This window comes from Agrobacterium sp. 22-210-1, assembly GCF_053522525.1.
In genome coordinates, this window is the sequence record NZ_JBNWCI010000004.1 from 227,719 (window position 1) to 242,191 (window position 14,473).

General features: G+C 58.3%; 16 protein-coding genes. 11 read left to right on the forward strand and 5 right to left on the reverse strand.

What is annotated here, in order from left to right; translation table 11 throughout:
* Positions 1–56 precede the first annotated feature (56 nt).
* Together ACQZ5F_RS23230 and ACQZ5F_RS23235 are read left to right on the forward strand one after the other, a co-directional pair.
* Positions 57–797: a DUF1223 domain-containing protein gene (locus tag ACQZ5F_RS23230; protein WP_225338245.1), complete on the forward strand. Its 741-nt coding sequence runs from the start codon at positions 57–59 to the stop codon at positions 795–797.
* Between the two features lie 400 nt (positions 798–1,197).
* Entirely contained in the window at positions 1,198–1,590 is a 393-nt protein-coding gene (locus ACQZ5F_RS23235) for a DUF2794 domain-containing protein (protein ID WP_046799574.1), read from the forward strand.
* A gap of 127 nt (positions 1,591–1,717) precedes the next feature.
* On the opposite strand, the gene ACQZ5F_RS23240 is transcribed toward ACQZ5F_RS23235, so the two are convergent.
* The 3 genes from ACQZ5F_RS23240 to ACQZ5F_RS23250 all read right to left on the reverse strand — a co-directional run bounded on the left by ACQZ5F_RS23240 (position 1,718) and on the right by ACQZ5F_RS23250 (position 5,941).
* Positions 1,718–2,455 (reverse strand): Bax inhibitor-1/YccA family protein, encoded by a 738-nt coding sequence (locus ACQZ5F_RS23240; RefSeq protein WP_046799573.1) that lies wholly within the window; start codon positions 2,453–2,455, stop codon positions 1,718–1,720.
* 217 nt (positions 2,456–2,672) lie between these two features.
* A complete protein-coding gene (locus tag ACQZ5F_RS23245) occupies positions 2,673–5,234 on the reverse strand; it encodes an ABC transporter permease (protein ID WP_225338246.1) in 2,562 nt (853 codons plus the stop codon).
* Entirely contained in the window at positions 5,231–5,941 is a 711-nt protein-coding gene (locus ACQZ5F_RS23250; RefSeq protein ID WP_052818730.1) for an ABC transporter ATP-binding protein, read from the reverse strand. The genes ACQZ5F_RS23245 and ACQZ5F_RS23250 overlap by 4 nt, the downstream gene beginning before the upstream one ends.
* Positions 5,942–6,044: 103 nt before the next feature.
* On the opposite strand from ACQZ5F_RS23250, the gene ACQZ5F_RS23255 reads away from it, so the two are divergent.
* Both ACQZ5F_RS23255 and thpR read left to right on the forward strand, forming a co-directional pair.
* A complete protein-coding gene (locus ACQZ5F_RS23255; RefSeq protein WP_225338247.1) occupies positions 6,045–6,695 on the forward strand; it encodes an arylesterase in 651 nt (216 codons plus the stop codon).
* Between the two features lie 68 nt (positions 6,696–6,763).
* The gene (gene thpR / locus ACQZ5F_RS23260; RefSeq protein WP_052818732.1) at positions 6,764–7,357 is read left to right on the forward strand and encodes an RNA 2',3'-cyclic phosphodiesterase; all 594 of its coding nucleotides are present in this window, start codon (positions 6,764–6,766) and stop codon (positions 7,355–7,357) included.
* On the opposite strand, the gene ACQZ5F_RS23265 is transcribed toward thpR, so the two are convergent.
* Positions 7,291–7,770 (reverse strand): low molecular weight protein-tyrosine-phosphatase, encoded by a 480-nt coding sequence (locus ACQZ5F_RS23265; RefSeq protein ID WP_052818733.1) that lies wholly within the window; start codon positions 7,768–7,770, stop codon positions 7,291–7,293. The two genes, thpR and ACQZ5F_RS23265, sit on opposite strands and share 67 nt — an antisense overlap.
* A 59-nt stretch (positions 7,771–7,829) precedes the next feature.
* Between ACQZ5F_RS23265 and ACQZ5F_RS23270 the strand changes: the two genes are divergently transcribed.
* The 7 genes from ACQZ5F_RS23270 (at position 7,830) to ACQZ5F_RS23300 (ending at position 13,647) form a co-directional block, all read left to right on the forward strand.
* Complete coding sequence (locus ACQZ5F_RS23270) at positions 7,830–8,135, forward strand: 4a-hydroxytetrahydrobiopterin dehydratase (RefSeq protein WP_046799568.1); 306 nt, start codon at positions 7,830–7,832, stop codon at positions 8,133–8,135.
* A gap of 51 nt (positions 8,136–8,186) precedes the next feature.
* On the forward strand, positions 8,187–8,567 hold the full coding sequence (locus ACQZ5F_RS23275) for a YkvA family protein (protein ID WP_046799567.1): 381 nt from the start codon (positions 8,187–8,189) through the stop codon (positions 8,565–8,567).
* A 296-nt stretch (positions 8,568–8,863) separates the two neighbouring features.
* Positions 8,864–9,367: an invasion associated locus B family protein gene (locus tag ACQZ5F_RS23280; protein ID WP_003523183.1), complete on the forward strand. Its 504-nt coding sequence runs from the start codon at positions 8,864–8,866 to the stop codon at positions 9,365–9,367.
* A 266-nt stretch (positions 9,368–9,633) separates the two neighbouring features.
* Positions 9,634–10,806, forward strand: a complete 1,173-nt coding sequence (gene rlmN / locus ACQZ5F_RS23285; RefSeq protein WP_137086094.1) for a 23S rRNA (adenine(2503)-C(2))-methyltransferase RlmN — start codon at positions 9,634–9,636, stop codon at positions 10,804–10,806.
* Between the two features lie 108 nt (positions 10,807–10,914).
* Positions 10,915–11,868, forward strand: a complete 954-nt coding sequence (locus tag ACQZ5F_RS23290) for an ABC transporter substrate-binding protein (RefSeq protein ID WP_046799566.1) — start codon at positions 10,915–10,917, stop codon at positions 11,866–11,868.
* 106 nt (positions 11,869–11,974) lie between these two features.
* Positions 11,975–12,856 carry an ABC transporter permease gene (locus ACQZ5F_RS23295; protein WP_046799565.1) on the forward strand — a complete coding sequence of 294 codons (882 nt, stop codon included), beginning with the start codon at positions 11,975–11,977 and terminating at the stop codon, positions 12,854–12,856.
* Positions 12,853–13,647: an ABC transporter ATP-binding protein gene (locus tag ACQZ5F_RS23300; RefSeq protein WP_046799564.1), complete on the forward strand. Its 795-nt coding sequence runs from the start codon at positions 12,853–12,855 to the stop codon at positions 13,645–13,647. The genes ACQZ5F_RS23295 and ACQZ5F_RS23300 overlap by 4 nt, the downstream gene beginning before the upstream one ends.
* A 39-nt stretch (positions 13,648–13,686) precedes the next feature.
* On the opposite strand, the gene ACQZ5F_RS23305 is transcribed toward ACQZ5F_RS23300, so the two are convergent.
* Positions 13,687–14,334 (reverse strand): LysE family translocator, encoded by a 648-nt coding sequence (locus tag ACQZ5F_RS23305; protein WP_046799756.1) that lies wholly within the window; start codon positions 14,332–14,334, stop codon positions 13,687–13,689.
* Positions 14,335–14,473: the final 139 nt, after the last annotated feature.

The window sequence follows — 14,473 nt, forward strand, 5'->3', positions numbered from 1 at the left end:
GGCAGGATTGATCGCATCAATTCGTCTGGATATCCTGCCGGACAAAGGTTTTCGTAATGCCACTGAAATTCCCCCTGTCGATATGTCTTCTCGGCACGTTACTGGTCACCTCCGCGCAGGCGCAGGAGGCTGTGAAGGGCGTCGTCGAATTGTTCACATCGCAGGGATGCGCATCCTGCCCGCCGGCGGATGAAGCGCTGCGCAAGATGATCCAGAAAGGCGATGTCGTCGGTCTTTCTTACCATGTCGATTACTGGAATTATCTTGGCTGGACGGATTCGCTGGCATCCAAGGAAAATACTGAACGGCAATATGGCTACATGCGGGCGCTCGGCCGTAACGGGGTCTATACGCCACAGGCCATTCTCAACGGCCGCGACCATGTCAAGGGTGCGGATGTGCGCGGTATCTATGACAGGCTCGATGCTTTCAAGCGCGAAGGCCAGGGGCTGAGCGTGCCGGTCTCGTCAAAATTTGCCGGCGACGAGGTGGAGATTGATATTGGCGCCGGTAATGGCAAGGCCGATGTCGTCGTTGCCTATTTCACCCGCGAACAGACGGTGGATGTGCAGAAGGGCGAGAACCAGGGGAAAAAAATGTCCTACTGGCACAGCGTTTATGACGTGCAAACTGTTGGCATGTGGGATGGTTCGCCGATGACGGTGAAGCTGCCGGCCAGCGTTGTGGCAAAGGTGAAAAAGGGCGGCTGCGCCGTTCTGCTGCAGACGGCCAATGCCAGCGGAGATCCCGCAGCAATCGTCGGCGCAAGTATCCTGCTTGGAAATGAAACCCCCTGATCGCCTGTCGGGCGATTGAAGATCCGGTCCGGGCATTGGGGGCTGGGGGTAAAGGGTCAATGCACCGGACCGGGTCATCTTGGTGCCTAGGCATCAATTGACAATAGGACTATTCCACCCAATTCGGGCCATGGTTTGACCGAAATACGGCAGGCCATGCGAAAATGGCTGCCTAAATGGTTACCATTTTTTACCCCTGCTTTTGTTGCAGGCAGTGTTCTTGGCATCGTTGGGCGGCAATTTTTCAGGGTTACCTTCTTCCCGTTCTATAGCCGGCTGAAAGATGTTGAGGCCCATCCAGCGACTTCTGCACTGGTGCACAAGCGTCTCGCAAGGCTTGCAATTTCGCTTTCACAGGCTCACATTGATGAGAAGACTTGGGTGGAATCGGAGGTATTGGATGACCGATCAACCGGATGTGCAGCAGGTGCAGACCGCTTCACGCGATAATTCCACCGTTGTCGATCTCCGCGAATACAGAAAAGACAAAGACCCTTTGCCGGTCACGTTTCACCGGCGCGAACTGGACGCGATCCTGCGCATCTATGGCCGCATGGTGGGTGAGGGGGAATGGCGTGATTATGCCATTGACCACCTGAAGGAAAAGGCGGTGTTTTCCGTCTTTAAACGCTCAGGCGAAATGCCGCTTTACCGGATTGAGAAGAACCCCAAGCTGGCGTCAAAACAGGGCGCTTATTGTGTGGTCAATACCGATGGCCGCATTCTCAAGCGTGGCCATGAGCTGCCGCAGGTTCTCAAGGTTTTCGACAAGGTTCTGAAGCTGATCGAATGAGCTTCTAAAATAGATGGCTCGCTTGGCGGATGCGACCGTGGGAAAGCGATTATCAGTTATGGATGTTTAAAAATAAAAAGGCGGCCGAAGGGCCGCCTTTCATCTGTCGTCTGTTGAACTCTCAACCTTAGTCGTCGCGGTTACCCATGAACTGCAGCAGGAAGGTGAAGAGGTTGATGAAGTCGAGGTAGAGCGTCAGCGCACCCATGATGGCCTTGCGGCCGGCAACGGCAACGTCGTCACCATCAAAGTACATTTCCTTGATCTTCTGGGTATCGTAGGCGGTCAGGCCTGCGAAGATCAGCACGCCGATTGCGGAGATCGCGAACTGCAGCGCGGAGGATGCAAGGAAGATGTTGACGATGGACGCGATGATCAGGCCGAACAGACCCATGATCAGGAACGAACCAAGACCGGAAAGGTTCTTTTTCGTCGTGTAACCGTAAAGCGAGAGCGCACCGAACGAAGCGGCGGTCACGAAGAACGTCTGAACGATGCTCTGGCCGGTGAAGACGATGAAGATCGACGACAGCGACACGCCCATCAGCGCGGCATAGACCCAGAAGGTCGTCTGCGCGGCGGAAACGCTCATGTTCTGAATACGGAAGCTAAGGAAGAAAACCAGTGCCAGCGGTGCGAGCATGATGACCCAGCGCAGCGGGGATGCATAAAGCAGCTGCTGGAAGGCAGGGTTGGACGCAGCGAATGAGTAGGTTGCGAAAGCCGCAACGCCGGTGATGACCAGAGCCAGCGCCATCAGGTTGTAAACCTTCAGCATATAGGCGCGGAGACCTTCATCGATCATCGCACCAGTCTGTGCACGGGTCTGCGCCATGCGGTTCTGGTAGTTATTGAAGTCAGCCATTGTTTCCTCTTTTGAGCTCCGTAATTGCTACGGTGTCGGGATACCTCCCGGGCGCCGCTGCGGAGCTTCAGCAAGCCTGTCCAGAATATGATGGCAGAACGTGTTCGATACAAGGCCTTTTGCAGCCGAAAAGACACCATATGCGCGAAAAGCGCTCACGTTTTGGCGATCATTACAAAGAATTAATCGCTAAAGTTAAGCGGGGCACAACCGATGATCATTCCCCCGCCTGCCGCAGAACCGGCGCGGCCTTCTGGCCGAGAATGCGCCAGGTGCCGATGAGGCCTATGCCAACAGTCATGACGAGAGCGACAACGAGGGTCCCGATCGCCACATCCGGCAGGAAACTGGAAGGCAACTTCATGATGCGGGCGATCACGAACCATGCGGAGACGCCGCCGGCGAAAAGCGCGAAGACGGCGGTGGCGAGACCGAGCATCATATATTCGTAGGAGAAAGCGCGAATGAGCAGATTTCGCGTGCCGCCCAGCGTTTTCAGGATGACGGCATCATGGGTGCGGGCTCGGTTTCCGGCAGCGAGTGCGCCGGCGAGAACGAGAACGGATGCGATCAATGCGACGGCTGCGGCAGCGCGGATGGCGGTGGCGAGCTGGCCGACCAGCCGGTTGACGACATCGAGAGCGTCCTTCACGCGCACGCTTGTTATCGTCGGGTAGGTGTTGGTAACGGAGCGCAATATCCGGCCTTCGTCGCTTGCGGAAGCGGAAGGATCGGCAAGTGTCGCCAGCCAGGCATGGGGTGCGCCGCGGAATGTATTCGGCGAAAATACCATGACGAAATTGATCGACAGGGATTCCCATTCGACGTTGCGCAGATTGGCGATCTTTGCCGTAATGCTGCGGCCGAGGACGTTGACGGTTACTGTGTCGCCAATCTTGAGGCCAAGTTCCTGTGCCTCTTTTGCCGCGAAGGAGACCAGCGGTTCACCGCTATAGTCTGGCCCCCACCATGTACCTTCCGTGAGCTTCGTGTTTTCCGGCATGTTTTCGGAATAGGTTATGCCGCGATCGCCACGCAACAACCAGCGGCCGGATGGCGGCACCTCCATCTTCGTCACATCTTCGCCGTTGAGCGCCAGAATACGGCCGCGCAGCATTGGCACTTCGGTCAGTGTGCCTTGGGGTGCTTCCCGTTTCAGCAGATCACGGAAGCCCTGCACCTCGCTGCCCTGAATATCGACGAAAAAGAAATTCGGTGCACGTTCCGGCAGGCTGTCGGTCAGCTCGCGGCGCAGATTGCCGTCGATCAGTGTCAGCGTCACGAGCAATGTCAGGCCAAGGCCAAGTGAGAGAACGACCGAAGGCGTGAGCGCTCCCGGCCGGTGAATATTGCCGATCGCCAGACGAAGGGCGGCGGAATGGACGCGCGGGCTGCGTTTGGCGATGGCCTTGACGCCGGAGGCCACCAGCCGCAGCACCACGAAGGCAAAAGCGATGGCGGCGAGGAACACCGAGGCTATGAAGCGATCTTCCGCCGAGAAGATGGCAAGGGCGGCCAGCGCTGCCAGCAACAGGCCCGTTGCTGCCAGATAGGGCCAGGACGGCCAGTTGCCTTCCTCGAAACCCTGTTCGCGGAAAAGTGCCGTTGCCGGAACCTCACGCGCCTGGCCTAGCGGCACGATGGCGAAAGCGAACGTCGTCAAGAGGCCGAACAAAGCGGCGAGACCGAGCGCACTGGAATAGAAGGCAAGCTCTTCCGGTACGGGCAGCACGCCTTCCAGAAACCGCATGGCAATCAGAGGTGCGATGGCGCCAACAACGAGACCGATGACGATACCGACGGCGGCAATGAAGGCGATCTGGAAAAGATAGGTCATGGTGACCACGGAGGCCGGTGCGCCGAGGCATTTCAGCGAGGCGATCGTCGTGCGCTTGGAATCGAGAAAGGCGCGAACGGCGTTGGCGACACCGACACCACCGACGATAAGGGCGGTGAGGCCCACCAATGTCAGGAATTGCGAGAAGCGGTTGACGTTTTCGGTCAGCGACGGTGCTGCCCGATCACTGGTGCGGATGGACCAACCGGCATTGGGAAAGGCCTTGTTGGCCGCGTCGGTCATCGTTGCCCGCGCTGCAGGGTCACTCAGCTTGATCTTGTAGGCGTGTTCGACGAGGCTGCCGGTCTGAACGAGACCGGAGGCGAAAAGGGCGTCGCGGCTGATCATCAGCCTTGGCGCGAAACCGAAACCGTCGGATAGCGCATCCGGCTCATCGACCACCGTGCCGGTCAGTTTCAGCTTTGTGTTACCAAGCAGGACTTCGTCGCCGATCTTGATGCCGAGCCGTTCCAGCAACAGCGGTGCGGCAATGGCGCCATAGGTGTCGCCATTGCCGGCCAGAAGTTCACTCAGCGGCCGGTTGGGATCGGCTACGAAGGTTCCATAGAGCGGATAGGCGCCGTCAATGGCTTTCACTTCCGTCAGCGTCTGTTCGGAACCATCGGCAAGGCGGGCCATGGAGCGAAGCCCAGTGGAAACCGCGACCGTGCCAAGGCCATCCAGATAGGCCTGTTCCTCCTGCGTCGCCTCCCTGTTGCGCAATTCGAAACGCACGTCGCCGGCCAGAATCGACTGGCCTTCGGTGGCAATGGCGCTGGTGACAGCGCGCGACACGGAATTGACGGCGGCGATTGCGCCGGTTCCAAGCGCGATACAGGCGAGGAAAATGTAAAAGCCGCTCAACCCGCCGCGAATTTCGCGCCGTGCGAGCCTCATGGCATTTCTGATATTCGCGAAAGACGGAAGAAGGGATCCCATCATGCCGATACCGCCCGCGCCATCTGGGGGCGCGCGCTGTCGCCCTCAATCTCGCCGGAGCGCACTTTGATCTGCCGAGAGCAGCGGGCGGCGAGTGACGGATCATGGGTAACGAGGACCATGGTCATGCCGCGTTCGGCCTGTTTGGTAAAAAGAAGATCGGCGATCTGTTTGCCGGTATCGGTATCGAGATTACCCGTGGGCTCATCGGCGATCAGCACGGCCGGCGAGGGGGCAAGCGCGCGGGCGATGGCGACACGCTGCTGTTCGCCACCGGAGAGCTGGCCGGGATAGTGGTTGAGGCGTTCTCCGAGACCGACGGCGACGAGTTCACGCCTGGCGATCTCGAAGGGATTGGGGGTATTGGCCAGTTCCAGCGGAACGGCGACGTTTTCCAGCGCCGTCATATTGGCGATGAGGTGGAAGGACTGGAAAACGATGCCGATATTCTTGCCGCGAAAATCCGCCAGCGCATCCTCGCCGAGCCTGTGCAGTTGCGTATCCGCGATGATGATTTCACCGCTGTCCAGCCGTTCGAGACCGGCAAGCACCATCAGCAGCGTCGATTTCCCCGAGCCGGAAGGGCCGACAATGCCGACTGCTTCACCTTCACCTATCAAAAGATCGATGGATTTGAGAACGTGGACGGAGGCGGCGGCGTTGCCGAGCGTGAGGTCGGCCTTCTTCAGCTCTATGATGCTTTTCGTCACAATTCTCGTTCCTATATAAGGTGATGAAAATGGTCTGGCGGTGTCGATGCGGTCGGTATTTCAGACAATGGAAACCAAGTTAGGCCAAGTTAGGAAAGCCGTGATGAGATTTAAAGCTGCCCTGTTTCACTTCATCGTCATTTTCTCCGCCGCCCTTTCCGGCACGGCTGCCACGGCTCAGGAACGGACATTGCAACTGGTCGGCCTCGGCGACAGTCTCATGGCCGGGTATCAGCTGCCACCCACCGACAGCTACACCGTACAGCTTGAAGCTGCATTAAAGGCGAAGGGCGTCAATGTCGCCATCGCCAATGCCGGCGTGTCCGGCGATACCTCATCCGGTGGTCTGGCGCGGGCGGAATGGTCGGTTCCTGATGGTACGGACGGAGTCATTCTGGAACTCGGCGCCAACGATGCGCTGCGTGGTATTGCCCCGGAACAGACGGAAAAGAACCTCGATTCCATCATTTCCGGTTTTCAGAAACGCAATATAGCGGTGCTGCTGGTCGGCATTATGGCGCCGCCGAATATGGGTGACGACTACGCCAGGCGCTTCAATCCGATCTTTCCGAAGCTTGCGGAAAAATACAACCTGCCGCTTTATCCCTTCTTTCTGGATGGCGTAGTGAGCGATGACAAGCTGAAACTGGATGACAAGATGCACCCCAATACCGAAGGTGTTGCCGTGATGGTGGAGAAATCTTTGCCGGCTGTTGAAAGCTTCATCAAGACAATCGGTGCGCAAAAAAAATAAGCACTTGCGCCCGTCTGCATTGCGTGATTCGCTATGCTTGTTCTGCCAAGAGATTCGGGGAGCTCGCCATGCCGAGACTGTTTACCGCCCTCGAAATTCCGCGCAATGCGGCTATGAGCCTCTCATTGTTGCGCGGTGGTCTGCCGGGAGCCCGGTGGATCGATGTGGAGAATTATCACATAACCCTGCGTTTTATCGGTGACATCGACGGACGGACCGCCGATGAGGTTGTCGATAGGCTGGATCGGATCGAGAGGCCTGAGTTCCAGCTCAATCTCACCGGTATGGGTTCCTTCGGCTCCAAGAAACCGCATTCCATCTGGGCCGGGGTTTCTCCCTCACCGGAAATGCATGCGCTGCAGGCCGAAGTCGAGAGAATTTGTCAAAGGATCGGTCTCCCGCCTGATCCGCGCAAATTCATGCCGCATGTGACGCTGGCGCGGTTGCGCTCCTCGCGTCTGGACGATGTGGTGCATTATCTTTCCGGACGCGGCAATTTCCGCACATCGCCCTTCACCGTCGGACGTTTCGTGCTGATGTCGTCGAAGGAATCGGTAGGAGGCGGCCCCTATGTCGTGGAAGAGGCGTTCCCACTTCACGAAGCGCGGTCCAGCTCCATCTTTTCGAGCAACGAGCTGCATCCCGCCAAAAGCATGTTGTAGACGGTCAGAAATCCGTCTTCACCACCGAAATAGGGATCCGGGACGCTCTCGTGGCGTCCCGAAGCATAGTCCAGAAACAGGTGGATTTTGTGCCTGCGGTTTTCCGGCGCCTTTTGAAGCAGTTTCGCCAGATTGCTCGTATCCATGGCAAGGATGAGATCGAAGTTTTCGAAATCGGCCTGGCTGACCTGCCGCGCGCGCTGCCCTGAAATATCGATGCCATGCTTGCGGGCTATCGCGATGGATCGGCGATCCGGGGCATTGCCGGTATGCCAGCCGCCGGTGCCGGCGGAGTCGACCGTCAATTGGCGGGATACACCATCTCTATCGGCAAGGTTTGTCAAAACGCCTTCGGCAAGTGGTGAGCGGCAGATATTGCCCATGCAGACAAAAAGAACAGCTATATGTTTCATGGAATATGCGTCGATCCGGTCGTTGAGGCGTTAATGGGTATCAAGCGGAGGCAAGATTGATGAAATATCCCAGAGTTGAACCGGAAGCCATCCGGCAGGCATTGTCTAAACTCGAAGGCTGGGCCCTGCGCGAGGACGGGGCGGCGATCGTCAGGTCCTTCAAGTTCTCCAGTTTTGCGGAAGCCTTCGGTTTCATGGCGGAATCGGCTCTTGCGGCGGAAAGGCTCAATCATCACCCGGAATGGTCCAATGTCTACTCGCGCGTGAAAGTCTGCCTCACCACCCATGATTCACAGGGCGTAACCGAGCGGGATTTTCTTCTGGCCGAGGCCATGCAGAAGGCAGCGGCAGGCCGGGGGAATTGAACGGCGGGCGTTAACTCCCATATAATAGCCGTGACCGGAGGACCGTCGATCATGGATGATGTGAAAATCGGTGAAATTCTTCTGCCGGGTGAAACCGACAAGCAGCAGGAGCGCGAGAATGTCGTGCGCGCCAAATTCTGGCCCAAGCTGAAGCGGGTGATGACCAAGGTGCCGTTCGCGCGCGACGCGGCTGCGGCCTATTATTGCGCGATCGACCGTGACACGCCGCTGCGCGCCAAGGGCATTATTCTCGCTGCGCTCGCTTATTTCATCATGCCCATCGACGCCGTGCCGGATATGCTGGCGGTCGTCGGTTTTACCGATGATATCGCGGTCATCACTGCCGCGCTCGCCATGATCCGCGCCCATATCAAGATGGAGCATTACGATGCGGCGGATGCCATGCTGAAGAGACAGCAGGAAGCCGGGTAACGCCTCTGTGATGTGCCCGCCCGACGCAGCCTGACGGGTGACAAATTCTTGCCTGAATTTGTGTGTCATACACATGAAGGAAGGTCGTTCCGCGCCCTTCCTTCAGGGTGCGGGGAGTCGCCAATCTGTAACACTGCAAGACGTTTTAGGCATTTTATGCGTGTTGTTGACGGTTTGGTAACCGCTTCCCGACCACAATGAGAAAAGACGATCCGCACCTGAACGTGGCCGATCCAGAAAATGGAGCCCGCCGCTGCTTCGGGCTAATGGAAGACAATAACCCGGCAGGAAATTCTATGTTTGTAAGAAGTGTAGCAACCGCAGCGGCCATTTTGCTGACCAGCGTCGGCGTAGCATCTGCACAGTCGCCCACGCGCATCCAGCAGTTCAATGCTTGGGGTGCCTATTCGTACAAATCGGGCAACAGCACCGTCTGCTACGTTCTTTCCATTCCGACCGCCAAGGAACCGGCGAGCGTCGATCACGGCGATATCTTCTTCATCGTCTCGCAGCGTCCGGGCCAGAACATTTCCTATGAGCCGCAGGCCATGGTGGGTTATCCGCTGAAGCAGGGCTCCAAGGTCAATGTGACGATCGACAACAAGAACTTCGTCATGTTCACCAAGGACAAGGCTGCCTGGGTTGAAAACGCTGCCGAAGAGCCCGCTCTCGTGGCTGCCATGAAGGGCGGCAAGTCGATGACGGTCAAGGCGGTTTCCGGTCGCGGCACCGCGACCTCCTATTCCTATTCGCTCTCGGGTATTTCGGCTGCTCTCAAGCAGATCGAGAGCTGCAAGTAATCCTGACGCTTTATCGCGTTTGATAATGGCCGGTCATCGACCGGCCATTTGCGTTTTTGCTTGTTTGATGCTAAAGGCGCGGCAACATTGACAGGCGGATGCGCGAAAAGTGCTCCGCCTTTGATTTTCTCGACATGCAGACGATTTTCCGCCTATCAGACAGGCCGGTCGTGCGATGCATGGAACGATGGGATAGCGTGATGTCCGTAATGCAAGCCCCTGCCGGCCTGGCAGTCAAAACCCCGCTGATCGCCAATAGCGATCTCATGTCCGGCAAGCCGTCGCTGATCGGCCTGACGCGTGAGGAAATGGGCGAGGCGCTGGCCGAGATCGGCGTGGCGCAAAAGCAGGTGAAGATGCGCGTCAGCCAGTTGTGGAACTGGCTTTATGTGCGCGGCGTCTCGGATTTCGACAACATGACGAATGTCGCCAAGGAGCTTCGCGAGAAGCTGAAGGCGGCCTTCACCATCGCCCGTCCAGAAATCGTCGAGGAGCAGATATCCAATGATGGCACCCGCAAATGGCTGATGCGTTTTCCACCGCGCGGTGCGGGACGCCCGGTCGAAATCGAGACGGTCTATATTCCCGAAGAGGGTCGCGGCACGCTGTGCATTTCGAGCCAGGTCGGCTGTTCGCTCACCTGTTCCTTCTGTCACACCGGCACGCAGCGCCTGGTGCGCAACCTGACGGCCGAGGAAATTCTTGCCCAGCTGCTGCTGGCGCGTGACCGGCTCGGCGATTTTCCCGATGGTTCGACACCGGTCGGCGCTTATGTGCCGAGCGAAGGCCGCAAGGTATCCAACATCGTGATGATGGGCATGGGCGAGCCGCTCTATAATTTCGAGCACGTTAAGACCGCGCTTCTGATCGCGACCGATGGTGACGGCCTGTCGCTTTCCAAGCGACGTGTGACGCTGTCCACCTCAGGCGTCGTGCCGGAAATCTTTCGTACCGGTGACGAGATTGGCGTGATGCTGGCGATTTCGCTGCATGCGGTGCGTGACGATCTGCGCGACATGCTGGTGCCGATCAACAAGAAATATCCGCTGAAGGAACTGATCGAGGCCTGCCGCAACTATCCGGGTCTTTCCAATGCCCGTCGCATCACCTTCGAATATGTGATGCTGAAGGATGTGAATGACAGCCTGGAAGACGCCAAGATGCTGGTGCAGCTGCTGAAGGGCGTTCCGGCCAAGATCAACCTCATTCCGTTCAATCCGTGGCCGGGCACGAACTACCAGTGCTCCGAATGGGCGCAGATCGAGAAGTTCGCCGATTTCATCAATCAGGCGGGTTATGCCTCGCCGATCCGCACGCCGCGCGGCCGCGATATTCTCGCTGCTTGCGGCCAGTTGAAGTCGGAATCGGAACGCATGCGCAAGACCGAAAGGCTGGCTTTCGAGGCGATGATGATCGCCAATCACGGTGCGGATGACTGAATCAGCCGCATTTGCGCCATAAAGCTGGTTTTCCGGCGGTTCTCCGATTGATTTCGGTCTGTCTTGTTCCTAGAAAGACGAAAACAGGGAACCAACAGGAGGATATCCATGCGCGCATTCATTCTGGCTCTCGCTGCTGCGAGCGCCATCGTTCTGCCGGCCAAGGCTGAAAACGTCACCGTTGCCGTCACCGCCATTGTTGAACATCCGGCGCTTGACGCTGCCCGTGACGGCGTCAAGGCTGCCCTTGCCGAAGCTGGCTACAAGGAAGGCGAGAACCTCAAATTCCTCTACGAGTCCGCGCAGGGCAATCCCGGCACCGCGGCGCAGATTGCGCGCCAGTTCGTCGGCGATGCGCCCAACGTCATCGTACCGATCTCCACGCCGTCGGCTCAGGCTGTCGTTGCGGCCACGCGTGACATTCCGGTTGTCTTCACGGCGGTTTCCGATCCCGTCGGCGCACAGCTCATCAAGAGCATGGAAAAGCCCGGCGGCAATGTGACCGGCCTTTCCGACATGCTGCCGGTTGGCGAACATCTGGCGCTCATCAAGGAAATTTCGCCGAACGCCAAGTCCATCGGCTTCATCTACAACTCGGCCGAAGCCAACTCCGCTTCGACGCTCGCCCTGCTGAAGGCCGAGGCCGAGAAGGCTGGCCTGAAGGTCGTCGAGTCCGTCGCCACCAAGTCCGCTGAAGTTCAGGGCGCGACGCGCGCTCTGGTTGGCAAGGCTGATGTGATCTACGTTCCGACCGACAACACCATCGTTTCTGCTTTCGAGGCGGCAGCGGGCGTTGCGAGCGAAGCCAAGATCCCGCTTTATGCCGCTGATACGGATTCCGTCGCGCGTGGTGCGGTTGCAGCCCTCGGCTTCAACTATTTCGACGTTGGCAAACAGACCGGCGCCGTCGTTGTCCGCATCCTCAAGGGTGAAAAGCCGGGCGACATTGCTGCAACCGTCGCTGTTGGCACCGATCTCGTGATCAACAAGAAGGTTGCCGAAAAAGTTGGCGTCACCTTCCCTGAAAGCGTGACGAAGCGCGCCACCAAGGTCATCGACTGAACCGAAACCAGACTGAATTGCGGGCGGCGGTATTACGCCGCCCGTTTTACGTGGCACGAGACGGTGCCCGTATCCGCCTGATGGCGGCAATAACAAGGACATTACCGTGAGCCAAATCGCCTTCTGGGGTGCCGTGGAGCTGGGACTGGTCTTCGCTTTTGTGGCGATTGGCGTCTATCTCGCTTTCCGGGTGCTAGATTTTCCTGACCTGACCGTGGACGGTTCGTTTCCGCTTGGCGCTGCCGTTGCCGCCGTGCTGATCATCGCCGGTCTGAATGCCTGGGTGGCGACGGCGGTTGCGATGGTTGCCGGTGCCGCTGCGGGCATGGTCACCGCAACGCTCAACGTTCGTTTTAAAATCCTCAACCTGCTGGCTTCGATCCTGACGATGATCGCGCTGTTTTCCGTCAATCTGCGGGTGATGGGAAAACCGAATGTGGCGCTGCTCAATCAGGATACGATGGTATCGCCGTTTTACGGCCTCGGCCTTTCCGAATATCTGGTGAGGCCGCTCTTCGTCGGCGCGCTGGTGCTGATCGCGGTCATTCTCGTCTGGCGTTTTCTTGAAAGCGATGCGGGCCTTGCCATGCGGGCGACGGGGGCCAATGCGCGGATGGCGCGGGCGCAGGGCGTGAAGACCGGCAACCAGATCTATCTCGGCATGGCGCTTTCGAATGCGCTGGTTGCACTCGGCGGTGCGCTGTTTGCACAGACCAACGGCTTTGCCGATGTGACCTCCGGTGTCGGCACCATCGTTGTCGGGCTTGCGGCCGTCATCATCGGTGAGACGCTGTTTGGCGCACGCGGCATTCTGATCGCGCTCATCGGCTGTGTCTTCGGCTCCATTGCCTATCGTCTTGCCATCCAGCTCGCTTTGTCGAGCGATGTGCTCGGTCTCAAGGCGTCCGATCTCAATTTCGTAACGGCGGTATTGGTGGCCATTGCATTGATCCTGCCCCGACTGCGCCGCGGGGGAGCAACATCGTGATTTCCCTTTCCGATATTCAGGTCGTCTTCGGACGTGGCACGCCGTTGCAAAAGCAGGCGCTGGCCAAGATCGATCTCACCATCGAGGATGGTTCCTTCGTCACCGTCATCGGCTCCAATGGCGCCGGCAAATCCACGCTTCTTGGCGTCTTGGCCGGCGACGTGCTGCCGACGGCGGGCAAGGTGATGATTGGTGGTGCCGACGTTACCCGTAAGCCGACCGCCAGCCGGGCCGGTCGGGTGGCACGCGTGTTTCAGGACCCGCTTGCGGGCAGTTGCGGCGCACTCACCATTGAAGAAAATCTGGCACTGGCGGCGTCGCGCGGAGAACGTCGCGGTTTGTTGTCGGCGCTTGGACGCGGCAGGCGGGATTTCTTTAGAGAACGTATCGCCTCGCTCAATCTCGGTCTCGAAAACCGACTGAAGGATCGCATGGACCTTTTGTCCGGCGGGCAAAGACAGGCAGTGTCGCTTGTCATGGCGACGCTTTCCGGTTCGGATGTGCTGCTGCTCGACGAACATACGGCAGCACTCGATCCCGGCATGGCTGAGTTCGTGATGGAATTGACCCGCAAGGTGGTGTCGGAGCGCAAGCTGACAACGCTGATGGTCACGCATTCCATGCGTCAGGCGCTGGATTATGGTACCCGCACGATCATGCTGCATGCCGGTGAAATCGTACTCGACGTGTCCGGTGACAGCCGCAAGGACCTGGAAGTTGAGGATCTGATCGACATGTTCCGCAAGATACGCGGCCAGAAGCTGGATGACGACGAGCTTTTGATCGGCTGATCATTCCCAAAGGCGCCTTCGGGCGCCTTTTTTTTGCACTCAGCGCGTCTGCGTGAAGAAAATCTTGACGGCGAAAAGCGAAAAGACGCCGGCGATCGTGTAATCCAGTCCGCGCAGAACCTTCCGGTTGCGTTGCAGCCAGGCGGAGAGAACATCTGCGGCAATCACGATGCCGATGCCGATCGGCAGCGCCACGATGATCGACCAGAGCCCTAGGAAAATAAGCTTGCCGGTGACATGCGGATCGGACGCGCTGACGAATTGCGGCAGGAAGGTCATGAAGAAGATGATGATCTTCGGGTTCAGGAGATTGACCCAGATGCCGTTCAGGAGCGCTGATTTCAGGGAGGACTGGGCTTTCTCGCCGGTGGTCTTGACCATCACGAAATCCGAGCCCTTGCGGATCGCCTGAATGGCGAGCCAGACCAGATAGGCGGCCCCGCCGGTCTTCAGGATCATGAAGGCCGTCGGCGAGGCGACAATGAGGGCGGCGACCCCGAAAGCGACCAGCATCGTGTGCACCGTGATGCCGATATTGGTTCCCAGAAGCGTCATGAAACCCGCTGTCCGGCCCTCGCGCAGCGACCGGCTGATCCACAGCGTCATGTCAGGCCCCGGCGTCACCGCCAGAAGCAGAATGGCGATGGTGAAGGCGATAAGTGTTGGCAGGCTCGGAACGAAATCCATCGCGGCACCCATGAAATCTGGAGATTGCCGTTGCTTAACGCGATTTCGTGTTCCTGCCAATGTTTTTGCGCGTCGGTGCGTTGGCGCGAAAGCAGCTGATCAATTAGAAAGCCGCCGCAATTTTCAAATCGCGGCGGCC